23 protein-coding genes are annotated in these 24651 nt (G+C 69.7%); 15 read left to right on the forward strand and 8 right to left on the reverse strand.

The annotated features are described in order from the left end of the window. Positions 1-29 precede the first annotated feature (29 nt). From QSK00_RS15605 to QSK00_RS15620, 4 genes are all read right to left on the reverse strand, one after another. Positions 30-530 carry an SCO family protein gene (locus QSK00_RS15605; protein WP_285592032.1) on the reverse strand — a complete coding sequence of 167 codons (501 nt, stop codon included), beginning with the start codon at positions 528-530 and terminating at the stop codon, positions 30-32. Continuing rightward, positions 518-2113, reverse strand: a complete 1596-nt coding sequence (locus QSK00_RS15610; protein WP_285592034.1) for a linalool dehydratase/isomerase domain-containing protein — start codon at positions 2111-2113, stop codon at positions 518-520. Before QSK00_RS15610 ends, QSK00_RS15605 begins: the two co-directional genes overlap by 13 nt. Positions 2114-2717: 604 nt before the next feature. Beyond that, on the reverse strand, positions 2718-3368 hold the full coding sequence (locus tag QSK00_RS15615) for a TetR/AcrR family transcriptional regulator (protein ID WP_285592035.1): 651 nt from the start codon (positions 3366-3368) through the stop codon (positions 2718-2720). Positions 3369-3845: 477 nt separating this feature from the next. Further along, the gene (locus tag QSK00_RS15620; RefSeq protein ID WP_285592036.1) at positions 3846-4241 is read right to left on the reverse strand and encodes a tautomerase family protein; all 396 of its coding nucleotides are present in this window, start codon (positions 4239-4241) and stop codon (positions 3846-3848) included. A 100-nt stretch (positions 4242-4341) separates the two neighbouring features. On the opposite strand from QSK00_RS15620, the gene QSK00_RS15625 reads away from it, so the two are divergent. Continuing rightward, positions 4342-4830 (forward strand): winged helix-turn-helix transcriptional regulator, encoded by a 489-nt coding sequence (locus QSK00_RS15625; protein WP_285592037.1) that lies wholly within the window; start codon positions 4342-4344, stop codon positions 4828-4830. 29 nt (positions 4831-4859) lie between these two features. On the opposite strand, the gene QSK00_RS15630 is transcribed toward QSK00_RS15625, so the two are convergent. Further along, the gene (locus tag QSK00_RS15630) at positions 4860-5276 is read right to left on the reverse strand and encodes a tautomerase family protein (RefSeq protein WP_285592038.1); all 417 of its coding nucleotides are present in this window, start codon (positions 5274-5276) and stop codon (positions 4860-4862) included. A gap of 162 nt (positions 5277-5438) precedes the next feature. Beyond that, a complete protein-coding gene (locus QSK00_RS15635) occupies positions 5439-6215 on the reverse strand; it encodes an SDR family NAD(P)-dependent oxidoreductase (protein ID WP_285592040.1) in 777 nt (258 codons plus the stop codon). Positions 6216-6604: 389 nt separating this feature from the next. Here QSK00_RS15635 and QSK00_RS15640 point away from each other — a divergent pair, with 389 nt between their 5' ends. The 3 genes from QSK00_RS15640 to QSK00_RS15650 all read left to right on the forward strand — a co-directional run bounded on the left by QSK00_RS15640 (position 6605) and on the right by QSK00_RS15650 (position 8718). Beyond that, positions 6605-7216, forward strand: coding sequence for a CGNR zinc finger domain-containing protein (locus QSK00_RS15640; RefSeq protein ID WP_285592041.1), 612 nt, complete (start codon positions 6605-6607; stop codon positions 7214-7216). Next, positions 7213-7689: an SRPBCC family protein gene (locus QSK00_RS15645; protein ID WP_285592042.1), complete on the forward strand. Its 477-nt coding sequence runs from the start codon at positions 7213-7215 to the stop codon at positions 7687-7689. The genes QSK00_RS15640 and QSK00_RS15645 overlap by 4 nt, the downstream gene beginning before the upstream one ends. 324 nt (positions 7690-8013) lie before the next feature. After that, the gene (locus QSK00_RS15650) at positions 8014-8718 is read left to right on the forward strand and encodes a DUF899 family protein (protein ID WP_285592044.1); all 705 of its coding nucleotides are present in this window, start codon (positions 8014-8016) and stop codon (positions 8716-8718) included. Positions 8719-8885: 167 nt separating this feature from the next. Here QSK00_RS15650 and QSK00_RS15655 read toward each other — a convergent pair whose 3' ends face one another. After that, a complete protein-coding gene (locus tag QSK00_RS15655) occupies positions 8886-10358 on the reverse strand; it encodes an SNIPE associated domain-containing protein (RefSeq protein WP_285592045.1) in 1473 nt (490 codons plus the stop codon). Between the two features lie 790 nt (positions 10359-11148). On the opposite strand from QSK00_RS15655, the gene QSK00_RS15660 reads away from it, so the two are divergent. From QSK00_RS15660 to QSK00_RS15710, 11 genes are all read left to right on the forward strand, one after another. Next, positions 11149-11823, forward strand: a complete 675-nt coding sequence (locus QSK00_RS15660) for a GntR family transcriptional regulator (RefSeq protein ID WP_285592046.1) — start codon at positions 11149-11151, stop codon at positions 11821-11823. Positions 11824-11869: 46 nt separating this feature from the next. Continuing rightward, the gene (locus QSK00_RS15665) at positions 11870-12757 is read left to right on the forward strand and encodes an FAD binding domain-containing protein (protein WP_285592047.1); all 888 of its coding nucleotides are present in this window, start codon (positions 11870-11872) and stop codon (positions 12755-12757) included. Continuing rightward, the gene (locus tag QSK00_RS15670; protein WP_285592049.1) at positions 12750-13283 is read left to right on the forward strand and encodes a (2Fe-2S)-binding protein; all 534 of its coding nucleotides are present in this window, start codon (positions 12750-12752) and stop codon (positions 13281-13283) included. The genes QSK00_RS15665 and QSK00_RS15670 overlap by 8 nt, the downstream gene beginning before the upstream one ends. Next, on the forward strand, positions 13280-15739 hold the full coding sequence (locus QSK00_RS15675; RefSeq protein WP_285592050.1) for a xanthine dehydrogenase family protein molybdopterin-binding subunit: 2460 nt from the start codon (positions 13280-13282) through the stop codon (positions 15737-15739). Before QSK00_RS15670 ends, QSK00_RS15675 begins: the two co-directional genes overlap by 4 nt. Beyond that, positions 15736-16653, forward strand: a complete 918-nt coding sequence (locus QSK00_RS15680; RefSeq protein WP_285592051.1) for a cyclase family protein — start codon at positions 15736-15738, stop codon at positions 16651-16653. The genes QSK00_RS15675 and QSK00_RS15680 overlap by 4 nt, the downstream gene beginning before the upstream one ends. After that, positions 16654-17667: an NAD-dependent epimerase/dehydratase family protein gene (locus QSK00_RS15685; RefSeq protein WP_285592053.1), complete on the forward strand. Its 1014-nt coding sequence runs from the start codon at positions 16654-16656 to the stop codon at positions 17665-17667. A 110-nt stretch (positions 17668-17777) separates the two neighbouring features. Then, a complete protein-coding gene (locus tag QSK00_RS15690; RefSeq protein ID WP_285592055.1) occupies positions 17778-18611 on the forward strand; it encodes a fumarylacetoacetate hydrolase family protein in 834 nt (277 codons plus the stop codon). 49 nt (positions 18612-18660) lie between these two features. Continuing rightward, positions 18661-18954 (forward strand): putative quinol monooxygenase, encoded by a 294-nt coding sequence (locus tag QSK00_RS15695; protein WP_285592057.1) that lies wholly within the window; start codon positions 18661-18663, stop codon positions 18952-18954. An 85-nt stretch (positions 18955-19039) separates the two neighbouring features. Then, positions 19040-20458, forward strand: a complete 1419-nt coding sequence (locus QSK00_RS15700; protein ID WP_285592058.1) for an NAD-dependent succinate-semialdehyde dehydrogenase — start codon at positions 19040-19042, stop codon at positions 20456-20458. A gap of 40 nt (positions 20459-20498) precedes the next feature. Further along, positions 20499-21554, forward strand: a complete 1056-nt coding sequence (locus QSK00_RS15705; RefSeq protein WP_285592060.1) for a 2,3-butanediol dehydrogenase — start codon at positions 20499-20501, stop codon at positions 21552-21554. A gap of 402 nt (positions 21555-21956) precedes the next feature. After that, positions 21957-22160 (forward strand): hypothetical protein, encoded by a 204-nt coding sequence (locus QSK00_RS15710; protein WP_285592061.1) that lies wholly within the window; start codon positions 21957-21959, stop codon positions 22158-22160. 722 nt (positions 22161-22882) lie between these two features. On the opposite strand, the gene QSK00_RS15715 is transcribed toward QSK00_RS15710, so the two are convergent. After that, positions 22883-24181 carry a Shedu immune nuclease family protein gene (locus tag QSK00_RS15715; RefSeq protein WP_285592062.1) on the reverse strand — a complete coding sequence of 433 codons (1299 nt, stop codon included), beginning with the start codon at positions 24179-24181 and terminating at the stop codon, positions 22883-22885. Positions 24182-24651: the final 470 nt, after the last annotated feature.

Consider the following 24651-nt stretch of genomic DNA (forward strand, 5'->3'; position numbering starts at 1 on the left):
CGAACTCGTTCTGGTGGGCGGGCCCTCGACTACTGCAGGAGTTCTCGCAGCCGCGCTGTGATCCGTTCTGCGTCGAGGACGTCGGCGAAGTGGGTGAGGTAGTCGCCGTTGGCATCAAGGAGGTAGGTCAGAGTGGTGTGCGGAACGGCGTAGCCCTCGGGGTCCTCGGGATCGACACCGCGCCGGGCGAAGACATGGAAGGCCTCACGGGCCGCTTCGGCGTCCTGGGTGGTGCCGGTGAGACCCAGGAAGCGCGGGTGGTGCCGTTCGAGGAAAGCCCGCATCACCTCGGGGGTGTCCCGTTCGGGGTCGACGGAGATGTAGAGCGGCTGGACGCGCTCGGCGAGCGGGCCGAGCGCTTCGAGGACGTCGTCGAGCTTGGCCAGCTCGCGGGGGCAGACCATGCGGCAGTGGGTGAACCCGAAGAAGACGAGTTGGTAGGAGCCGGCGAAGTCGTCCTGGGTGACGGCACGGCCGTGGTGGTCGAGCAGGCGGTAGCGCGGCACGAGCGCGGGCATCAGCGCCGCCACTGCACGTCGACATCCCGGACGCCCTCGAGGGGCAGTGACACGGTCAGGGTGTCGGGCGTGCGGCGCACCCCGATGCCGCGGCCGGCGTCGGTGGCGGCGTCCTCGCTGCGCGCGACGGGTTCGCCGTCGACGAGCAGCGTCCAGGGCCGGGGGGCGACCCGGGAGATGGTGAGCGTTGCCGCGACGGTGGTGAGCCCGTGGCGTGGCGCGACCGAAAGGGCCAGGTGGTCCTTCTCGTCGTCGTACACGGCGCGCAGGACGTCGACGTCGTCGTCGCGGCCGGTCAGAGCGGGACGCTGTCGGTCGCGGTCGGTCCAGGGGCGCTGGAACAGCGTGCGGAGCCCGTCCTCCACGTTGAGCCGGGCATAGGGCAGCATCGCGTTGCTCACGGTGGGGGTCATGGAGGCGAAGCGGCCTGCGGTGTCGTAGGTGGCATCGTGGCGTGGGTAGTAGAGCCCGCCCTTGTCCCACTGTGGGTTCATGACCGTGTCGGCGTGACGGAACAGTCCCTCGAGCGTCGCGCGGTCACCCATCTCGGAGGCCCACCCGGCGACCCAGCCGAACTCGCTGTGCAGACCGGGCTCGGCGAGGCCTTCGGCGCCGGGCGGCAGCGCGAGGTTGCGCACCGCGATCGTGCCCTCGGGGGTCGGGTCGATCCAGTTCTCGAGCTTGTCGCGGTAGGTGTCCCGGACCAGTTCGGGACGCCACATGTTGAGCAGCATCCCGAGCCAGGCGTCGGTCCAGGCCGAGCCCTGATCGATCAGCAGGTCGGTGGGCAGCAGGTCGTTGCGCTGGACCACGAACTTGGCGAAGTGCCCGTCGGGTCCGACCCCGTCACCGAACTGGCTCCACGCGCGGCGATAGCCCTCCATGACCTCCTCGGCGGTCTGGCCGCCGTAGAGGTGGTCGTGCAGCCGGAACCCGAGGATCGGGATCTGGTTGCAGATCTGGAAGACGCAGAAGGGTTCGCAGGCCACCCCGAGGTAGCCGTTGCGCACCATGTTCCAGTAGATGCGCTCGTTGAGGGTCCGCTGGTCGTAGGCGAAGCTGTCGCGCCGGTCGCGGCCGAACAGGATCGGGCGGAACGCGAAGGTCAGGGAGTCGGGCTGCTCGTAGCGGCGGTCGTCGAACAGCATCGTGAACAGCAGCGTCATCATCTGCAGGTAGGCGCTGTACATGATGTTGTCGACCGCGACCGGGTCGGTCCGGCTCGGTAGCTGCGGCAGGTCGATGGGCCCGAAGCCGCCCTGGGTGCTGGTGTCCCGCCAGTAGGTCCACACGTCCGGTTCCAGCATTCGCTGGATAAGCCGGTCGAGGGTGTCGTGGAAGACCACCGGTGCCGCGGGCAGGCGGTGGTAGTGGGCGAGCGCGAGGGCGAGGCTCATGTAGCCGAGCTGGTAGCGGTAGGCGTTGAAGTCCTCCTGCATCGGCAGCGGACCGGCCATGTGCCGCCAGTCCCCGCGCGGCAGACGCGAGAGATTGTCGATGTGGCGGAGGTGGCCCGCCTGCTCGGCGGTCAGCCGCGGCGCGGCGCTCCCGGCGCCGGGTCGCCCGGTACCGGGACGGTCGACAAGGGTCGTCATCGCTGACAGCACTCCTTCACGCCCCGCTCGGGGGGCGACGGTCGTGGTGGACGATCGAAGACGGACGGACGAGGCACGGAACGGGCGAGACGCACTCGGGACGGGTCCGGAGCTCAGACCCGCAGCGAAGTCCGCACCACCGGGACCGGCGTGCCGGCCTCGAGCCGGCTACGGCTCCAGTCCTTCCGCAGCACGGCGAGGGTCTCCAGCGGCTTGCGTGCCTCGGCGACTCATCCCGAGAACCCGGGTGGCCCACGCGGCGATCCCGACCCCCCGTAGTGGTCACGCGGATCGACCTGTCGGTCTCGTGGGGAACGGCACGAGCCTTGGCCGCGTCGGGGGTCGAGAGCCGATCGGTCCCTCTCACACCCCCGCGGGGACGCCCGGATCGACCTGAGCGGCCCTGGTTCCCGCGCGCAGCTCGGCGTCGGCCGGGCAGCCCGCAGGAGAGCATCACGGGGATCCAGTTCTCACCCATCAGCTCCACCATCGGCGTCCCTCACCCGACCGAGCTGATGGCCAGATCGCCCTCTCCGCGTCGAGCACGACCCCTCCCGAAGATAAACTCGATTCGAGTTCACCTTCTGCTGGCGGACGGCCGCTGTCAAGCCCCCTCGGGGCTCGGGATGCGGAGGCCGAACCGCCGACGCCAGTAGGCCGCGCACGCCTCGTGGAGCTCGGCGATCACCGCGGGGTCCCCGGCCGGGTCGAGAGCGAATGCGAGTTCCCACAGCGAGCCCGCAATGGTGACCATGATCAGGTGGTCACGCGTGGTCCCCGGCGTCGGGGACAACCGCGCCACGGCCGCCTGCAGCTTGTCGACCAGTGTTGCCCGGTAGTACTCATGGATGCGGGTGACCGTCGGGGAGGCCCGTCGGTCGAACCACAGCTCACGCACGCCGGGGTGGGCGGCGAACTGGTCGCGATACACCGCGACCAGGGTGTCGAGCAGGACGCCGGGGTCGTCGTGGTCCGCGGAGAGCACGGGGTCGACCGCGGCGATCAGTTCATCCATGTAGTCCGCCGCAACAGCGGCGACCACGCTCTCGACGTCGGGGAAGTAGTGATAGATCGTGGCCGCAGACGCTCCCGCGCGGTCGGCGATGCCCTTGATCGACACCTCCGACGCGCCGGGCCCGTGTTCGTCGATCAGCTCCCGGGTCGCCTGCACGATCTGGGCCCGCCGGCGACGTCCTCGCGGCTGCGGCGGCAGCGGCTGCCGCCACGACGGTTCTTCTGCGGTATCCGACGCCACGTCCGGCAGGGTAGAGGCGTCGCGCGCCGACGGGCCCGGCAGCGCGTCCCGGCGGGACGACCGTGACGACGGCGCGTCGATCGGGAGATCGCGCCCTCGCCCCGCGAGGTCGTGACGGGATCTCGCCGTCCTCCAGGACGTCGGCACCGGGCACCTCCTGGATGACGATGGCCACGTCCTTCTTCGCGACGCCGGTGGTCTCCGACCAGGCGTCGGCCAAGTCGTCCGATGACCTGCCATCACCGTGTTCCCACCCCCGGCTACGACACGTCGGCCTCCCCCAAAGAGAAGGACGCCGAGACATGTGGCACGGCTGTGAGCGTCGGTGATGGCACTCGCGAGGTCCTGACGCTGCTGCCGGGAGATCACGTCGGCCTGCGCGAAGCAGATGTAGGTGGGCACGGCGATGTCCTTCCGGTGAGCGTGGGGCGCGCCGGGCTGCTCGCGGACCCGCGGGTGCTGGTGGTGATGCGGCCCTCAGGCCGTCGTCTCGTCGGCAGCCCAGTCGTGGTTGAAGCCACCGAGATGCGCGTGGTACATGTCCGAGCCCGGATGTTGGGTGAACTCGACCTTCACGCGAGCAGGGTCCAGACGACCGTGCTCGGCGCAGACCGCGATGAGCGCTCGCGCGAGCTCGGCGCGGGTCTCGGTGGTCCGCCCCGAACGCACGTCGCACATGAGCAGCGCGGCCTCCTCCGGCCGTCCCGTGGTGCACCGCCACACGTGCCCCTCCCCCACGTCCCGGACGACCACCGTGATGATCTCGGGGACGACCTGCATGATCCGGGCGTAGACCACGCCCATCTCCTCCGCCAGCCGCCGCCGCGTGGCGGGGTCGTAGGTGCGGGGGGCGTCGAGCTGCAGGGACGGCACGTCCGCTCCTCTCAGGAGGTCACGACGCGGAGGCCGCGTCCATCCGAGACCGTCCCAGATATGCTTCTCCGAAGAAAGTCAACGAGGGGTGGATGCTGACGTGCCGCTGCGGTCGGACTGGTCGGAGAAGTCGTGCCCGATGGCGCGCTGTCTCGACGTCCTCGGGGATCCGTGGGCGATGCTGGTGATGCGCGACGTCCTCAGCGGTGACCGCCGCTTCGACGAGCTGCGCTCGCGGCTCGACGTCGCGGACTCCGTGCTGAGCAAGCGACTGGCGGCGCTGTGCGAGGCCGGACTGCTGGAGAAGGTGCCGTACACGGGCACGGTCCGACCTCGTTACGAGTACCACCCGACCGCGGCGGGCCGGGACACCGCGCCGATCCTGCAGGCTCTGGCCCGGTGGGGAGACAAGCACAACACCCCGCCCGCGCTCGAGTGGACCGCACTGGAGGTGTACTGCCGACGGTGCGGGACCGAGGCGACCGAGTCCGCGGACTGGTGCGTGTCGTGCCGCGCCCCACTGCGACCGGAGTCCACCGCATGGATCCGGCCGTCGCAGTGGGACGACGTGCGTCCCCTGGCCATCTGAAGCGACGCCAGGGGACGCAGCCGCGCAGCTCAGGCCGGACGCGCCCCCACCTTGGCGAACCACGCGTCCTCCTCGGCCGCGACGGGTTCGGGCAACACGTGGCCGGCTTCCATCGCCCACTTCGAGGGCAGGTCCTCGACCACGACCGCCACCCGCATCGGGTCGACGTCCGTGACCGCCATGACGGCGTCGTTGATCCTGGTCATGATCGCGAGGCGGACCTCGTCGGGTCGCCCGGCACGCACCTGCCCGCGGACGAAGACGGGCCGCGAGGGCTTGCCGCCGGTGTAGGTCGAGTCGGGCTCGAGGTCGGCGAAGATGACGTTGATGAAGTCGACGGGCCCGCCGGTCTCCTCGGCGTGGATCGCCGTGATGCTCTCGACCAGCGCGCGCCGCGCGTCCGGGCTCAACGTGCCGCGCTGGGACTGGACCTCGTAGATCGGCATGACGGTCTCCTCCTCGTGAACGGGTTCTGCCGGGGTCGCCCGAGCCGGGCAGCGCGCCGACCTCGGCGACACTGACCGTCGAGACACCAACAACGTCACTCTCCTCAAGAGAGCTATTATGAGCAGACGGATGCCGCGGTCACATACCGAGACCTTCGAGGGCTAGGCGTTCGCGTAGCGCGGAGCAGGGGTGCCCGACCCGAAGTTCGCCTTCAGCACCCCGCGGGCGGACTCGTAGGCCTCCCACTGCTCCTGGTCCTGCAGCGGCGGGATGCTGACCAGCTGACCCCGGTCGAGGTCCACCAGCGCGGCATCCACGAGGTCCTCCGCCGACATCACGCCGTCCGGGTTGCTCAGCGGGCGTCCGGCGACGTCCCAGAACTCGGTCGCGGTCGCGTTCGGCAGAACGGCCTGCGCGCGGACGTCGGTGGCCGCGAGTTCGTGCTGCAGGGACTGGGTCAGCGCGAGCACATAGGCCTTCGTCGCGCCGTAGACCCCGTTCAGGAACTCCGGGGCCACCCCGACCACCGACCCGATGTTGATCACCGTGCCTTCACCGCGCTCCACCGCGCCGGGCACGTAGGCGTAGGTCAGGCGGGTCAGCGCCGTGACGTTCAGGGTGATCATGGCCTGCACCGCGTCCACGTCGGACTCGACGAGCGGTCCGACACCCCCGACACCGGCATTGTTCACCAGCACGGTGATGTCGCGCTCGGAGCGCAGGACCTCCTCGACCCGGGCGAGGTCCACCTCGTCGGCCAGGTCCGCCGCCAGCACCTCGACCTTCCGGCCGGTCTCCTCGATGAGCCTGGCCGCCAGGGCCTCGAGGCGGTCGCGGTTGCGGGCGACCAGGATCAGGTCGTCACCGCGTCGTGCGAGACGGTCGGCGTAGACCGCGCCGATCCCTGACGACGCGCCGGTGATGAGAGCAGTGCTCATGGTGAAGTCCTTCCGAGTCGGGAGAGTGAGATCGGCATGCCCGGCCGGCCGCAGGTCGTCGGACCCACTGTCGCCTATCGTGATGCCGTTGCCGATGAAAGCTAGTAGCTAGCAACTTCGGTCCGCAAGGAGCAGTTTCGGTGACACCTCCTCCTCGTTGACCGGCAACTCATCTCGCCGCACCACGGGAACCCGGGTGCAAGCGACGCCCTTATCCAGGTTGGTGAGGCTCGGGACTCGAGGAGCCTCGGCGGACCGGACAGGGGCGAGGCGGTCGACGACCTCCCCAGGACCGGGCTCGGGGTCGCTGGTTGTCGGCAAAAGCAGTTAGCCGTGATACGTTCGCTTCCACGTCGGCTCGGTGACCGGCGTTCGGGAGGTGCGCTGGCATGACTGCTCCGACCGCGGGTGCGTCCGAGCGGGACGCCGTGAACTCGGCGGAACTGGTGATCCGGTTCGTCAACACCCGCGCCGCGGGGAACGGACAGCCCGAGCTCATCGCCGACGGGAGCGCGTTCCGCGAGTGGCTGCTCCACGAGCACCTCGTGGACGGCGCCGATCCGGTGACCGACGCCGACGCCGCGATGGCGCGGGAACTGCGGGAGGCGTTGGCGGTCCTGCTCGTCGACCATGTCGGGGCACCGATCCAGGACGGCGCCCTGGCCGCGGCCGAGAAGCACCTCCACCGCGCGGCGGGCCTGCACCCGGTGAATCTCCTCGTCGGTGCCGGCGGATGCGAGATCACGTCTCCGCAGACCGGCGTGGCGTCGGCGATCGGGCGGATCCTCGCGGCGATCTTCCGAGCGGCCACCGAGGGTTTGTGGGCCCGCTCCAAGATGTGTAGCAACCCGCCGTGCCACGCCGGCTTCCTCGACCACACCCGGAACTCCGCCGGCCTCTACTGCAGCTCGACCTGCCGCTCCCAGATGTCCATGCGCGCCTACCGTGAGCGCCGCCGGACCGAGTCCGATCCGGGCGAGCCCGCGGGCGGGCGCCCGTGACCGGGACCGACGGCACGGACGGGACGCGGGCGGGAGACCCGGTCCGCAGGATCACCCACACCCTGACCCTCGCCCGGGACCCCGACCAGGTGTGGGCGGCGCTCACCGACGTCGACCGGATGCCCGGCCTCCACCCGAACATGCTGTCGGCGCGGTGGGTCGACGGCGCCCACGAAGCGGAGCTGGGCGCGCGCTTCGTCAGCGACCACGCGCACGCCGAGCACGGCGTGTGGCACGCCGTCTCACGCATCGTGGCCCTCGAGCGCGAGAAGACCATCGCCTGGACCGTGGACAGCGACCTGGCACCCCCCACCGTGTGCCGCTTCGATCTCTGCCCGGACCTGATCGACGACCGGGGCGCAACGCCACGCACCGTCCTGCGGCAGACCTGGTTCCACGAGACACGCCCCGGGTTCTCTGCTCCGATCGCAGAGGCGGTCGCCGACCAGCACGGCTGTCAAAGGACCACGTGACCAGGTCCAGACGCCGACCAGCCGCGCGGCGTCGACTCCTTCGACCTCCCCGTGACGACCCACACCGTGCTGCGCACGCCCTCGAGGACCCACCACGTACTGCGCGACCCGCGGGCACAAATTCCCGAAGCCGCTGCATGCGTGCCGCTCGCACAACACCGGAAGAGTGACGCCGCGATAATCCCCGTTATCGCGGCATCGCGACGAGTCGGTCTCCGGCCGCGGCGGAGTCGTCCGGGCTGTCGAGGCGGCAGGTAGATCGACCTCTGGCAGGCTGAGCGCGGACGCCGCAAACACTCAAGACTGCTCCGGGGAAGGATCGACATGACCGGGCTGCCGTTGCCTGATCACGCACTGCCCGCGGTCGTCTCGCCGCAGGAATGGGAGGCGGCCCACGAGGCGATGCTGCTCGAGGAGAAGGAGCTCACCCGCGCCCGAGACGCGCTGGCCGCCCGACGTCGCCGGATGCCGATGACCCGCGTCGACACCAGCTACCGGTTCGTGACATCGCAGGGTGAGGTCGGGCTGCTCGAGCTGTTCCAGGGACGCCGGCAGTTGCTGGTCTACCGCTTCTTCTTCCAACCCGACGTCGACGGGTGGCCCGAGAAGGGCTGCGCCGGCTGCTCCTACCTCGCCGATCACGTCCCGCACCTGGCGCACCTCAACGCTTGGGACACCTCTTTCGTCGTGGTGTCCCCAGCGAGCCCGGAGCAGATCACAGAACTCCAGACCCGCATGGGATGGCGACACATCCCCTGGTTCTCACTGCCCGACGACACCTTCAGCCGCGACTTCAACGTCAACGAATACTTCGGACTCAACGTGTTCCTTCGCGACGACCACGATCAGATCTATCGCACCTACTACGTCTCCGCCCGCGGGGTGGAGCCGCTACTGCCGACCCTGTCGATGCTCGATCTCACGCCGCTGGGACGCCAAGAAGATTGGGAAGACACTCCAACTGGCCGCCCCCAGCTCCCCGCCTACCGAGCCAGACGCCACGACGAATACCCAGCAGCCCCACACTGACCGTCTGGCACCTACCGATCTGGCACGCGGTCCGAGACCACTCCTCCGAGCCCTCCCCCTCACGAAGGCCGACTTCGCTCCTCCCGCGACCTGGATACAACGTCGAGTTGCTAATGCGAGGCACAGGTCGTGCGAGCAAGACAGGTCGACCGCATCCGCACGTTATGTCAGCCTTCGGTGGCCTCCGAACCATTTCCGGATAGGGCGAGGCTGGTGCGCCATTCTTCGGCTTCGGCGAACTCGGTGTATTCGAGGAGGTGTTTGCGGGCTTCGGTGCGCCCGAGGACGTCGAGGACTTCGGCGGGGGTGGCGCGGAAGAACTCTCGGCGTAGGTTGACGCGGTTGACGCGGCGGTCGGCGAGGTCATGGTGTAGCCGGTTCTCGAGGCTGACGGCGTCTTCGCTGAAGACGAGGGCGTGGACGTCGAATCTGAACGGCACGGAGGCGTCGCCGAGTTCGCGGACTCGTTCGCGGGGGTCGAGGCGGCGGGTGAGCCCGATCTTGACCATGTTCTCGCCGAAGGCGCCGACGTTGGAGATGACGTAGACCCAGCCGGTGCGGATGTTGGCTTCGCGGCGCTCGACGCCGGCGATGGCTTCGCCGATCTCGGCGAGCTTCTCGGCGGCCTCGGCGACCTTGTCCTCGTCGCCCTGGGTCTCCCACTTCTGTTGGACGCGTTCCCAGTGTGATTGCTCCTTGGCCAGCCGGGTCTTCTCCCGCTCGAACTCCTTGCGGGCGGCGTCCTCGTCGCGTTGGCGTTCCCGCTCGGCGCGGATACGCTCCTTCTCCTCTTCCTGCTTGGCGAGGTAGTCCGCGGTGAGTTCGAGCTCCTGAACGCGGGTGGAGTGGTAGCCGGGGTCGATGCGGATGTGCATGGTGGCGCCGAGCTTGGCGATGGTGTCGCGGGCCTTGTCCAGCCGTTCGATCGAGGAGGGCAGGCGGTGCGGGCGCATGGTGCGCACGCAGTTGTCGGCTTCGGCGTTGTAGGCGCGCAGCATGAGCTTGGAGAAGTCGCGGACCATCTTGCGGCCCTCGGTGGTGGAGCCGTTCACCGTCCAGCTGGTGGTCGACAAGATGGCCGAGTCGCGTCGGACGAGGGTCTTGATGGCGTCCTTGAGATGGTCCAGTTGGCTCTTGTACGCAACGGCGTCGGCGAGGCGGTGGCGGTACTCGTAGATGCCGGCTTCCTGCAGCATCGCCAGGTCCTCGGTGACGACGATCTGGGCCTGCAGCTCGGCCAGCCGGGCCTGCTGGCGGTCGAGGTCGCGCTCGATGACCCGGACCCGGTCCTTGGCCTCGGTCCGGGCGAACAGCACGATCCGCTCGGCTTCGGCGGTCGCGGCCCGCTCACGGGCCTCGCTCTGCTCGTGGGTCTTGTGGGCCCGCTGCTGCGCGGCTCGCGCGGCGTCGTCGGCGGCGACCAATTCGGCGCGGGTGCGGGCGAGTTGCTCCGCGGCGAGCGCGGTCTCCTGCTCCAGGGCTGCGACGTCCTTGTTCTGCAGCGCAGCGACGCGGGCCGACAGCTGCCCGGCCTGGCCGCGCAGCGCGTGGATCTCGCGGCCGGCGCCGGCCCGGGTGTGGGCGAGCTCGGCCTCGAGGGCGGCGACCCGCTCGGCCAGGGCACTGTTCTCGGCCTCCACGTCGCGGCGACGTCGACCGCCGAACAGGCCACGCCGAGGCTCAGACGCCGGGTCGGGGAGCGGTGGGGACGGCGGCGCGGGCCGGGGAGCAGGGATGACGTCAGGCACCCGATGGCGGCCGGCTCCGGCCGGTGACGACTCGGCAGGCCCGGCAGGGGCGGTGATGGCGTGGCCCGGGTGAGGCGTCCGTCCGGGCGCGGGTAGCGGGCGTGACGTGGGAGCCGAGGGCACCGGTCCCCCGCCGAGCGGCCGTTCCGGCGGGGTCGGTCCTGGAGCCGCGAAAGGACCGGCGGAGTCGGCGGCCGACGGCATCCATCGCACCCCGCCTGAGTAGCCCTCGCGGTGACCGCCCTGGTCCATGTCCACCTGTCACTCCCCCGACCTCGACGGCGGCTCGTGCCGTCGTCGAGGCGGGCATCGACGGTCAGCCGGAGGCTGTTAGCTCCTGACCAGCGCTGCGAGCGGGAATCAGTCGGATGCCGCAACGCGGGCCGACGTGCAGTTCCTGCGCATGGTCCCGAGCCAGCCGCGCCTCGGCGCCGGCCATCCGCTGCGACCCCGGCCGTTAAGCGGGCCGGCTGTCGACCTCCGGCACGTGATCGACATCAGGTACCGCGCTCCTGCTCCCACAGTGGGTGTTCGCGACGTGGTCGCCTCCGCGCACGGCCGGACGCCGGACCAGGGCGCCCCTGCGCCTGGCGCTCCACGTCGGCACCCGGTTGACAGATTCTCGATTATCGATAATTCTCGTCCTCGTCCGAGTGACGGGCATCTCAACGGTGAGGGGCACATGGTGCGTGAGAACGAGGGGGCGCTGACTCGCGGCGGCCTGCGTGAGCAGGTCCGGGAGCTCGTCCTGCGGCGCATCCTCGACGGTGTCTACGGCCCCGGTGAGCGGATCGTCGAGCACCGGCTCACCAAGGAGCTCGGGATCAGTCAGGCCCCGGTGCGCGAGGCGCTGCGCGAGCTCGAGGCGATGCGCTTCGTCGAGAGCCAGCCCAACCGCGGGGTCCGGGTGCGGGCGATGACCGCCCATGAGCTGGGCGAGATGTACCCGGTCCGTGCGGCGCTGGAGGAGGTCGCGGGGCGGACCGCGGCACCTCTGATCACCGAGGAGACCCTGGGGCTGCTCGACGCCGAGATCGGCGAGATGCGCGACGCCGCGTCGCGGGCCGACGTGCACAGCCAGCTCCACCACGACGCCCGCTTCCACGAGCTGATCATCGAGGCGTCCGGCAACTCGCTGCTGTTCGACCTGTGGCGCTCGCTGCACGTCGAGACGCGCACGTTGATCACCTTCTCGCGGGTCGACCACGACCTGCTGGCGATCGCCGACCTGCATCTCCCGATCGTCCGCGCGCTGCGCCACCGCGACCCCGAGCTGGTCGGCAAGGAGATGCGCGACCACATCGAGCACTTCGGGGCGCTCGTGATGGGCGCATCGCCCGACGAGCACGAGCACTGACACCACTACGTCTGCCGCCGGCACCGAAGCCGGGGAAGGATTCGCCGTGAAGCCAGCCGTCTTCTCCTACCAGTCACCTCGAACCCTGGACGAGGTGTTCGGCGAGCTCGCCGAACACGGCTCGGACGCCCGCGTCCTCGCGGGCGGGCAGAGCCTGATCCGGCTCATGAACGCCCGCACCGAGACCCCCGGGGTCCTGGTGGACATCAACCGGATCCCCGGGCTCGACGAGGTCACCGTCGAGGACGGCGTGGTGCGGATCGGGGCCCTGGTGCGCCAGCGGACCTCCGAGGTCTCCCCGGTCATCCGGGAACACACCCCGGTGTTCAGCGAGGCGGGCGCCGAGGTCGCGCACGTCTCGGTCCGCGAGCGGGGCACGGTCGTGGGCAGCATCGCCTTCGCCGACCCCTGCGCCGAGTTACCGACCGCGCTCGTCGCCCTCGACGGCGAGATCGTGGCGCGCAGCACCCGCGGCGAGCGCGTCATCCCCGCCGAGCAGATGTTCCTCGGTCCCTACCGGACCGCGCTGGCCGAGGACGAGATGGCGGTCGAGGCGCGCCTGCCCGCCCTGCCCACCGGGCGGACCGGATCGGCGTTCCTGGAGATCACCCGCCGCCACGGCGAGCTCCCGGTCTGCGGGGTCGCCTCGATCCTGCGTCTCGACGACGACGGCCAGATCACCGAGGCACGGATCTCGGTCGGGGCGGTCGGCGACCGGCCGCAGCGCGCGCGAGCCGCCGAATCGGCCCTGCTGGGCCGCACCACCGACCCCGAGGTGTGGCGCGAAGCCGGGGAACTGGCCGCCCGCGAGATCGAGCCACGCCCCACCGTGCACGGCTCCTCGGCCTACCGCCGACACCTCGCCTCCGTCGTCACGCGGCGCTCGCTGTCCCGGGCCGCCGCCCGCGCCCTGGAAGGAGCTCACCATGTCTGACAAGCAGCGCATCACCGTCACCGTCAACGACCAGGAGCACGACCTCCTCGTCGAGCCCCGCACGCTGGCCCTGGACCTGCTGCGCGACGAGCTGCGCCTGACCGGCACCCACGCCGGCTGCGAACAGGGCGTCTGCGGCGCGTGCACGATCCTGGTCGACGGCAAGATCACGCGGGCCTGCCTGATGTTCGCCGTGCAGCTCGACGGCTGCTCGGTCGAGACCGTCGAGTCCCTCGGCAGCCCCGACGGCACCATGCACCCCATCCAGCGGGCCTTCAGCGAGAACCACGGCCTGCAGTGCGGCTTCTGCACCCCCGGGATGCTCATGGTCACCCAGGAGCTGCTGCGCCGGGAGCCCCGTCCCGACGCCGAGACCGCCCGCGCCGCGATCGCCGGGAACCACTGCCGCTGCACCGGCTACCAACACATCGTCGCCTCGGTCTGCGCGGCCGGCCGCGCCATGTCCGAGGCCGAGCACCAGCACGTCGACCGGCAGGACGTCGAGCACCAGGGGGCGAGGGCATGACCGACACGACCACCACCGACCCCGCGGCCGCGACGGGCGAGGGCTTCCGCTGGATCGGCAAGCCGGTCAAGCGCAAGGAGGACCCGAAGCTGGTCACCGGCCGCGCAACCTACGTCGGGGACGTCAACCCGCCCGGCATGCTGCACGCCGCGATCCTGGCCAGCCCGCACGCCCACGCCCGGATCGTCTCGATCGACACCTCCCGGGCGAAGGCGCTCCCGGGTGTGGTGGCCGTGCTCACCGGCGCCGAGGCCGCCGAGGTCGTCGGCCCGATGACCGCGTTCTGCGCCGAACCGGTCCCCCAGCACGCGATCGCGGTCGAGAAGACCCGCTACTGGGGCGAGGCCGTCGCCGCGGTCGCCGCGGTCGACCGCTACGTCGCCGAGGACGCCTGCCGTCTGATCGACGTCGAGTACGAGGTCCTCGACCCCCTGGTCGACATGGTCGAGGCGATGGACCCGGCGGCGGTGAAGGTGCACGACACCCTCGAGGGCAACGTGGTGTTCCACGCCGACAAGAGCTACGGCGAGGTCGACGCCGACTTCGCCCGGGCCGACCGGGTGATCCGCACGCACGCCCGCTGGCACCGCATGGGCGCCCAGCCGATCGAGACCGCCGGCGCGGTCTGCTCCTGGGACCCGTTCACCGCGTCGATGACGATCTGGTCGAACTCCAGCTTCTACAACTTCCTGCCCTGGTCATTCGCCTCGATGCTGGGCATCTCGACCAGCCGCATGCGGATGATCCCGTGCGCGGTCGGCGGGAGCTTCGGCAGCAAGCACCTGCTCAACAAGGTCATCGCGATCTCAGGCGCGCTGACCAAGGTCACCGGCAAGCCGGTGCGCTACCTCGAGGACCGCCTCGAGAACATCGCCGCCAACGACAACGTCGGGTGCGACCGCATCTACGACGGCGAGCTCGCGATCACCGACGACGGCGAGTTCCTCAGCCTGAAGCTGCACTGCATCGACGACTACGGCGCCTACTTCCAGTTCGGGCCGGGCCAGCACGGCTGCGCCCTGGCCCAGCCGGTCGGGCCCTATCGCATCAACAGCCTCCAGTACGAGGTCTCGGCAGTGCTGACCAACAAGGTGCAGCAGGGCTTCTTCCGCGGCGCCGGCGCCGACCACGGCAACTTCATCCTCGAGCGTCTCGTCGACGCCGCCGCCGACGAGCTCGGCATCGACCGCGCCGAGATCCGACGTCGCAACTTCATCCAGCCCGACCAGTTCCCCTACAAGATTCCCTCGGGCAACGTCTACGACAGCGGCGACTACGAGGGCGTGCTCGACCGCGCCCTCACCCTGGCCGACGTCGAGTACTGGCGCGCCGAGCAGAAGCGGCTGCGCGCCGAGGGCCGCTACATCGGCATCGGTCTGGCCACCTGCCAGGAACGCACCGCCTACAACGCCACCGAGTGGTGGTTCCTCTACGACAACCCGCCGCTGCCCGCGACCTCCACCCCTGAGTCCATCAAGATCGACATCGACGCGTTCGGCGGGGTGCGGGCCGAGCTCGGCTGCCCGGTCTGGGGCAACAGCCCGCAGACTGTCGCCTCCCAGGTCATCGCCGAGGAGTTCGGGATCGACCCCGCCGACGTCAGCATCGAGCACAACGACTCGACGTCCGGGGCCATATCCGCAGGCCCCGGCGGGAGCCGGCTGACCGTGATGCTCTCCGGGGCCGCCCGCGGCGCCGCCGGGCAGCTGCGCGAGAAGATGATCCGCATCGCCGCCCACGCGATGGAGGTCTCCCCCGAGGACGTCGAGCTCTCCGACGGAGTGTTCCGGCCCCGCGGGGTGCCGACCCACACCGGGCTGACCTTCGCCGACGTGGCCATGAAGGCGCACCTGTTCAAGCAGACCAACCCCGAGGGGGAGTCCAGTGGACTGGTCGCGACCTACACCTACGACCATCCGCTGGCGAGCATGCCCACCGAGGACCGCAAGGACACCGGCGCCTTCTACCCGATCGTCTCCCACGCCTGCCACATCCCGATCGTCGAGGTCGACCCCGAGAGCGGCCTGGTGACGATGCTGAAGTACTACGCGGTCAACGACTGCGGGACGGTGATGCACCCCAAGCTGGTCGAGGGGCAGGTCATCGGCGGCATCGCCCAGGGCATCGGCGCGGCGCTGATGGAGGAGTACCGCTACGACGAGCAGGGCGCCCTGATCAGCGGCTCGTTCCGCGAGTACCTCATGCCCAGCTCGCACGAGGTGCCCGAGATCGTCCTGGAGCACCAGGAGACCCCCTCCCCCGTCACTCCCTACGGCGTAAAGGGGGCCGGAGAGGGCGGGCGGCTGATCGCACCCACCGCGATCGCCGCGGCCGTCGACGACGCGCTCAAGCCGTTCGGGGTCTGGATCGACGAGCTCCCGATGACCCCCGAGCGCCTCGTCGAGGTCATCGCACGCGCCGAGGACCGCGCCGAGGACGAGGAGTCCGGGCGATGAGCGTGACCCCGCGATCGGCCCAGCAGACCCCGAACGGGGTCGGCCCGGCCGGCGCGATCCCCCCGGAACAGCTGGTCCGCGCGGCCGGGCTGGTCCGTTCCGGCCGCTCGTACTCGCTCGCGGCGCCCCGGTTCCCGGGGATGCCGTTGTTCCCCGGTCACCCCCCGTTCCAGGTGCTGACGTTCCGGACCCCGCAGGGGCTGCGGGCCGCCCGGCAGAACCTGTGGGAGCCGACCCCGAACGAGGTCGGACTCGGAGCGATGACCGAGATCGTCTCCTCGAGCACCCACTCCGGCGCGCACATCGACGCCCTCGCGCACATGACCGTCGGCGAGGACGATCACTGGTACGGCGGCTGCAACGCCGGCGAGCACCTCACCGACTTCGGTCCCTCGGTCGGGGACGCCGCCGCGCTGCCCTCGATGTTCACCCGCGGGGTGCTGATCGACGCCGCCGCGCACGCCGGCGTGGACTGCCTGCCCGCCGGGCACGCCGTCTCCGCGGACGACGTCCTGGCCGCCGCGGAGTCCCAGGGGGTGGAGATCGGGCGCTGGGACGTCGTCCTGGTCCGCACCGGCTATATGGGGCTCTGGCCCGACGGCGACCGGATGGCCCAGCACAAGACCCCCGGACCGGACATCAGCGCCGCGGAACTGTTCGCCGAGCGCGGGGTCGTCGCCGTCGGCAGCGACACCGAGACCTTCGAGGTGCAGCCCGCCCCCGACCCGGGCTCACCGTCGAACCCCCAGCCGGTCCACGTCCGACTGCTGATCGAGGAGGGCATCTACATCATGGAGAGCCTCGATCTGGAGGCCCTGGCCGCCGACCGGGTCTACGAGTTCCTCTTCGTCGGCCTCCCCCTGAAGATCAGCGGGGCGACCGGCTCGATGCTCGACCCGCTGGCGGTGATCTGAATGCCCGCCACGCTGATCACCGGCGGCACCGGACTGATCGGGTCGGCCATCGCCCGGCGCCTGCTCGCCCGCGGCGACGACGTCGTCCTGCTCGACGTCATGCCCTCCCCCGAGCGGATCTCGGCGCTGCGCACCGACTTCCCGGACGGGTCGGTCGAGGTCGCCCGCGGCGACGTCACCGCCCTTGGATCGCTGCTCGACCTCGTCCAGCGCCACCAGGTCGACGCGATCGTCCACCTCGCCTCCATGCTCGGCCCCGACAGCGACGCCGACCCCGGCTTCGCCACCCGCACCAACTGTGAGGGCACCACCAACGTCCTCGACATCGCCCGCCTGCGAGGGCTGCGCCGGGTGGTGCTCGCGAGCTCGATCGCCGTCTTCGGCGACGACTCCTGCTACGCGCCAGCCGACCTGCCGCTGCGCGAGGACGCCCCGCAGTGGGGCGCCCCAGGGATGCGGATGTACTCCGCCGCCAAGATCTACTGCGAGCAGCTCGCCCGGCACTACACCCGCCGCTTCGGGGTGTCAGTCACGGCGCTGCGCCCCAGCGTCGTGCACGGGCAGGGCCGGCGCAGCGGCGCGACCTCGGTAGTCACCAAGGTCATCGAGGACGCCATGTTCGACGAACCGGTCACCGTCGGACTCGGCAACGCCAGCATGAGCCTGATCTACGTCGAGGAGGTCGCCGACCAGTTCGTCGCCCTGCTCGACGCCGACCCCGCCGTCGTCGCCGAGCACCCGTTCTACAACAGCGGCGGCTTCACCTGCGGGGTCCGCGACCTCGCCGAGGTGGTCCGGTCGATCCTGCCCGACGCCCAGATCACCGTGGAGCCCTCCGCCGAACGCGACGTCGGCGGGCTGGTCACCGCCGTGCGCGGCGACCTGCTCGGCGAGGTCCTCGGCCACACCCCCCGCTTCGCCACCCTCGCCGACGGAGTGCTGCACCAGATGAACCTGGTGCGCTCCCAGTCCGGCCTGCCGCCGCTGGAAAGCCCGACCGCACTCGCGCGGTAACCCTCGCGCGAGACCCCCTCGTACCGCCGCCGGAGCACCCCGGGCGGCCCGGGACGTCACCCGACGCCCGCGGCCGGCCCGCTCTCCGGCGCGCCAGAAAGGAGCCAGACGTGAAGTACGTGACCTACGACGCCGGGCACGGTCCGCGGGTCGGGATCCTCGACGGGGAGCAGGTCCTCGACGCCGGGTTCGACGGCGACATGGTCGCCTTCATCGAAGCCGGCGCCCCGACCGGCGACACCCGTCCGGTGACCGGCGCGGTGCTGCGGGCCCCGCTGCGGCCCCGCACGCTGCGCGACTTCCTCGCCTTCGAGGGTCACCTGCTCAACGCCTTCGCCAACCTCGGCCGGGACATCCCCCCGGAGTGGTACGAGGTGCCCGCCTACTACAAGGGCCTGCCCGACACCGTGATCGGGCCCGGCGAGGACATCCCCTGGCCCGCCTACAGCGACCAGCTCGACCACGAACTCGAACTGGCCGCCGTCATCGGCCGCCCCGGCAAGGACATCGACGCCGCCGACGCCCTCGACCACGTCTTCGGCTACACGCTGTGGAACGACATGTCCGCCCGCGACGTGCAGCGCCGCGAGCTGCCCGTCGGGATGGGACCCGGCAAGGCCAAGGACTGGGACGGGTCGAACGTCCTCGGCCCCTGCCTGGTCACCCCCGACGAACTCGACCCCACCGACGTCCACCTCAGCGTGCGGATCAACGGCGAGCAGTGGGGCAGCGACACCACCGCGAACATGCACCACAGCTTCGCCGACATGATCGCCTACTGCTCCCGCGGCCTCACCCTGCATCCCGGCGAGGTCATCGGCTCCGGCACCGCAGCCACAGGCTCCGGGGTCGAGCTCGACCGCTGGCTTCAGCCCGGCGACGTCATCGAGATGGAAGCCGACGGCATCGGCGTCCTGCGCAACACCGTCGTCCGCCAACCCTGAACCCGTCCGCAAACCCAGCAACCAGGAACGACATCGGAAGGAGCACACGATGGCATTCGTCGTCGCCGCGACCTGGAAGGCCAAGCCCGGCGAGGAGGACACCATCCTCGAGGTCATCAAGACCATGACCCCGCTCTCGCGGGCCGAACCGAAGAACCTCTACTACCAGGCCCAGCGCTCACCTCAGGACCCCACGACGTTCTTCCTCTACGAGCAGTACGAGGACGAGCAGGGCTACGAGGACCACAAGAACACCGAACACTTCCAGAAGCACGTGTTCGGCCACGCCATCGAATACCTCGCCGAACGGCAGGTCACCACCTACGAGACCATCGACGCCTGACCGGTCGACGCGGACATCCGCGCCCTGACCGGCCCGGATGTCCGCGTCCTCGACCGATCCTGGCGCCCCCAGAACCGAGGACCCCATGACCGCCGACGTCGCCCCCACCGACGCCCCTACCCAGGGCGCACTGGTCACCGTGAACCCCGCCGACGGCACCGAGATCGCCCGTCACCGCACCCACACCGCCGCCGACATCGACCAGATCGTCGCCGCCGCACACCACGCCCAGACCCCGTGGAGCACTCGCCCGATCGCCGAACGCGCCGAGCACCTGCGGGCCCTCGCCCGGGCCCTGCGCGACGCGCGGCCGGCGCTCGCCGACCTCGTGGTGGCCGAGATGGGCAAGCCCGTCACCGAGGCACGCGCCGAGGTCGACAAGTGCGCCTGGGTCTGCGAGTACTACGCCGAGCACGGGCCCGCGGTGCTCGCCGACGAGCCCGTCGCCTCCGGGGTGTCGCGCAGCTGGGTCGCCCACGAACCGCTCGGCGTCGTCCTCGCCGTCATGCCGTGGAACTTCCCGCTCTGGCAGGTGCTGCGCTTCGCCGCGCCCGCGCTGCTCGCCGGGAACGCCGGGCTGCTCAAGCACTCCCCCAACGTCACCGGCACCGCGCTCGCCGTCGAGAAGATCATGCGTGACGCCGGGCTGCCCCCGGACATCTTCCGGGTCCTCGTCGTCGCCGAGGCCGACGTCCCCGACACCGTCAACCGGCTGCTCGCCGACGACCGCGTCGCCGCGGCCACCCTGACCGGCAGCGAACGCGCAGGAAAGGCCATCGCCGCCGCCGCCGGCTCGGCGCTGAAGAAGACCGTCCTCGAGCTGGGGGGCTCCGACCCCTTCGTCGTCCTCGACGACGCCGACCTCGACGTCGTGGTCCCCGCCGCGGTCACCTCCCGGTTCCTCAACTCCGGGCAGAGCTGCCTGGCCGCCAAACGCTTCATCGTCTCCCGCGCCATCGCCCCGGAATTCACCCGCCGGTTCGCCGCCGCGGTCAACGAGCTGCCCGTCGGTGACCCGACCGACGAGAACACCCGCATCGGGCCCCTGGCCCGCGCCGACCTCGTCGACGCCCTCGACGCGCAGGTCCGGGCCTCCGCCGACGCGGGAGCCAGCATCGTCGCCGGCGGCCACCGGCTCGACCGGCCCGGTGCCTGGTACGCCCCGACCGTCCTGGCCGAGGTCACCCTGGACATGCCGGTCATGGCCGAGGAGACCTTCGGGCCTGCCGCCGCGGTCCACGTCGTCGACAACGACGACGAAGCCGCCGCCGTCGCGAACGCGACCCCCTACGGCCTCGGTGCCAGCGTCTGGAGCCGCGACCCCGACCGCGCCCTCACTCTCGGGCGCCGCATCACCTCCGGGGCGCTGTTCGTCAACGCCGTCGTCGCCTCCGACCCCCGGCTGCCCTTCGGCGGCACCAAACGCAGCGGCTACGGCCGCGAACTCGGCAGCGCCGGGCTCCTCGAGTTCGTCAACGTCCGCACCTACGCCGTCGGCGCCTGATCGGCGTCCCCGCACCCCAGACCCCCGGAAGGAGATCGACATGCGATCGGCACGGTTCCACGGTGTCCGCGACATCCGTATCGACGACGTGGCCGAACCCGAGCTCAGGCCGGGAGCGGTCAAGATCGCGGTGGCCTGGTGCGGCATCTGCGGCACGGACCTGCACGAGTACCTCGAGGGCCCCATCTTCATCCCGCCATCGAACTCGCCCCACCCGCTCACCGGCGAAGCTCCTCCGGTCACCCTCGGCCACGAGTTCTCCGGCACGGTCGAGGCCCTGGGAGAGGGCGTCACCGACCTCGCCGTCGGCGACGGCGTCGTCGTCGAGCCCTACGTCGTGTGCGACACGTGCCCGCCCTGTCGCGCCGGGAACTACCACCTCTGCACGAACATCGGCGTCGTCGGCCTCGCCGGCGGCGGCGGAGGCCTGAGCGAGAAGATCGTCGTCGACCGGCGCTGGGTCCACCCGGTCGGAGACATCCCGCTGGACCAGGCCGCGCTCATCGAACCGCTGAGCGTCGCCCGCCACGCCGTGGTCCGCAGCGGCGCCACCCGAGGAGCGACCGCCGTCATCGGCGGCGCAGGCCCCATCGGGCTGCTGGTGGCAGCCGTACTGGCCGACCTCGGCGTCACGACGATCATCACCGAGATCAGCGCAGCACGGAAGAACCGGGCCCGCACCATCGCCGACCACGTCCTCGACCCCACCGAGGTCGACGTCCGCGCGCGGGTGCTGGAGCTGACCGACGGCGGCGCCGACATCGGGTTCGAATGCGCAGGCGTCGACGCGGTGATGGACCAGGTCCTCGACGCCGTGCGGCCCGCCGGCGTGGTCGTCAACGTGGCCATCTGGGGAAAACCGGCCGCCATCGACATGCAGAAACTCGTCGTCAAGGAGATCGACCTGCGAGGGAGCTTCGCCTACGCCCACGACCACGCCGAAGCCATCGCCCTCGTGCAACGCCACGGCGTCGACCTGAGCCCCTTCATCACCAGCCGGATCGGCCTGGAACAGCTCGTGACCCACGGGCTCACCGCTCTCCTCGACGACGCCGGGACAGAGGTCAAGATCCTCGTCCACCCGGGCTCGCCGTGATCCGGGACCGCGTCACCGAGCCCCCGAGCGCCTCCCGCCGAACCGACGCGATCGGCATCTGAGCCCGGCGCGAGCCTGCCCGCGAGAGAAGAACATCCAGCTCAACGAGGAGTCACCATGGCAGACACCATGCACCACGAGAGCTCCGACCCGCTCCCCATCGACATCGGCGCCTTTGGCCTCGGACACGCCGACATCACCGTCCGCGGCGGGCTGTGCCCCGGTGGCAACGAACGCCCTTGGGCGCCTGCTCACCCTGCTCGCCGCGGGCCGCATCGACCCCACCCCGATGACCACCCACCGCTACACCTTCGGGGAGATCGAACGCGCTTCTCGGTCATGCGGAACAAGGAAGACGGGGTCATCAAGCCCCTCATCACATTCGACAGCTGACCAGCCCCGATGAGTTCCCTGACCGCAGGACCGTCGACGAGCGCCCAAGACGACCGAGTCGACCTGGGGCGCTTCGGCCAGGCCGTAGCCGTGCTCTTCCTCGCCGAGCTGGTGCTCGCCGCCGCGCTGAGCGTCCTCGTGACGCCGGTCCTCTGGCTCGCGACGGCGATGCTGGCCTTCCTTTGGGCGCTGTGGAGCACCGTCATCCGCTGAGCCTCCGCCCGCCATCCCGGGGTCCCGGCACGCCAGGTGCACGGGCGGACCAGCGTAAACGCTCGGGCCTTCGACACGGGACCAGCCATTGCCGCAGACGGCGCCGGGCCGCGTCCGCCCGCGACTGGGCGCCCTCGTCATTCCGGAAGCAGGAATTCGTGAACCTCTGGGTCAGGAATGTCGCCGCCGTCCTCTGCACACCTCGACTCGGCCGGCTCCGGCAACAGTTCCTCGACGCGACCCGGGCCGGGACCGTCCTCGCCGACGGCACCGTCGTCTTCCACCCCCAGCCCGCATGGACCGATCAGCGGGTCTTCACGCTGGCAACCGCCGCCACCAGGTCGAGACGGTGAAGCACCCCGCTTCTACTGCTTACCGGGTTCGAGATGTTCCGCCTAAGACCGGAGTCGAGGACGCGAAGTAGGTCGGCGATCGACAGCGCCGTTCGGAGAGCTCACCATCGCAGTCCTCCCCGCGCCGACCTACCGCTGAGCGGTACCGCCTGAGAACATCGCGCTTCAAGGCGAGTTTCCCGCCCGGGCTCCTGCGAACCGTACGGCAATGCCGCTCGTTCGCGCGCGACCGAGGACGCGTCGTTATGTCAGCCCGCTTAGCGAAATCTGCGCCAAGCTGCGCGATTGTGAGCGCAGTCAAAACGACGTTTTTGCCGACCTTAGCGAACCCTCGCAGGTAGAGCAGCATTTGACATCGAGCACTGAGTCTCAGTGCGGGTCTCTACTGCGTTCGGCTTCCGACAAGATCACATGCCATTCAGCACGGGCGAGAACTTCGTCGAACGTCAGGACCTCCGGTTCGTATAGATTCCGCCGATAGAGTTCGAAGGAGCGGTACTTAGCCCGGTGCACGCCACCCCGATCCCCCTTCAGCTTTTTCAAGTTGCCGATTATCAGGAAGGAGCGGGGCCTGACGAGGTACGCGGCCTCGCCGGTTTCGGCACCCTCCTCGTCCGTCTCGGCCAGGCGCTCTCCGATCTCCGTGGCTGCCAGCATCACCGTTTGCTGAATCTGAGCTACGCCTTCACTGAGCTGTTGTGACGGTGACCAACAGCCGGCCCGATATTCGGTGCCGAGAAGCTCCACTTCGTGGGGCTTGATCTCTACAAACACCAAGGACCCGATACTTCCCGTTGTTCGCAAGAAGGTGTCGGTTCGCTTGCCGTCTTTGGCCACCGAGAAACCGGCGACGACTTGTTCGAGCTTCCCACTGTCCCAGGAGGTCAGCAATTGTCCAGCGAGGCCGACGCCGAGTATCCAGGGATTAGCTTCAAAGAAGGCCTGCCAGACGTTCTCTGCACCAACAAGCTGCCGCTTACCTTTCGCCTCACTGGCAAGGCGTCGTCGTTCATCCTCGAAGAACACCGAGTCGTGAAGAAGGCTCCGAAAGTGATCGACCACAGATCGCCTGTGAGCGATGGCCACCAGGTCTGTCGAGCTCGGGTCATTCTCAATGACCTCTCGAAAGGCTTGAGGGCTTCGAGCATACAGACGATGCACAGCGTCAGGGTCAGCAAAGAAATCCCGGATCGTCTGGTCGTCCAGACGGACCGTTTTTCCGCCCTCAACGGGGATGTTTCCGAGAATCCGGACTAGCTCGATTAGTCGCGCGGCCTCCTCTCGGTTTAGTGTCAAAATGTTTTCGAGCTTGTCAGGATTGCCGTCGGCTGGCACACGCTGAATGATCAATTCGCGGACTTGGCCAGCTTCCTTTGCGATCTGTAGCTTGATCTGCTTTCGTCCGCCCGGGCTCGTTCTGACCACGTCGCTTGTCCACTCCACAGCATTCGGATCGATTGGTGCATCTGCGGGCAACTCATCGAAAACTTTTACCACGTATCGGGCTGGTTGTCCGCGATCTCGTGACGCGCGCAAGTCAAGTGTAAAGCTGGCGTGAATGTAGGTGCGATCCGGCGAACGACCCTTTGCCCACGTGACTTCGTTCGCTGGCTGGAGAGAAGATCGCCAGTCGCTGAAATCTAAGTCGTATGGGTCAATCTCGACCATCAAACCAGATCCTTACCGAATTGTGAACTGCTGCATAGTTCTCGTGGGTAACGCAGACGAGCAGCCCTGTGGGGTTGTCGACGTAGAGGATCGATCTAGAGGTCGGAGCCGTTAGCCATGCACGGCTGAATATCAGCCAGTTGCCGCAGCGCCCGCCGGGTGGAACGCCGTTCGGGGAACGCCGAAGTCGCTTGAGGCCAGGTCAAGCCGTCGGTCGCGGTTGCTCAGGATGACGTACAGAAGTTGGGGCAGCCGATCACCGCTCGGGTGGTGGCGTTTGGCACCTGCGGGGGAAGTAGCAGCTGGTCCAGCGGCGCCGAGGTGGCACTGGCGAGGGCCCAGCTCGAGGTCCATGACCTCGGCGGCACTGGACATTGGCGGACATGGCGCCTCCTTGCCCTGGCATCCGATGCCGGTGGCGGTCACGGTGGGCGCACCGCAGATGATGGGGTGGTGAGACGACGGTGGTG

Origin of the sequence: Actinomycetospora sp. NBRC 106378 (genome assembly GCF_030269685.1) — a bacterium.
In the GTDB taxonomy this organism is placed as follows: Bacteria; Actinomycetota; Actinomycetes; order Mycobacteriales; family Pseudonocardiaceae; genus Actinomycetospora.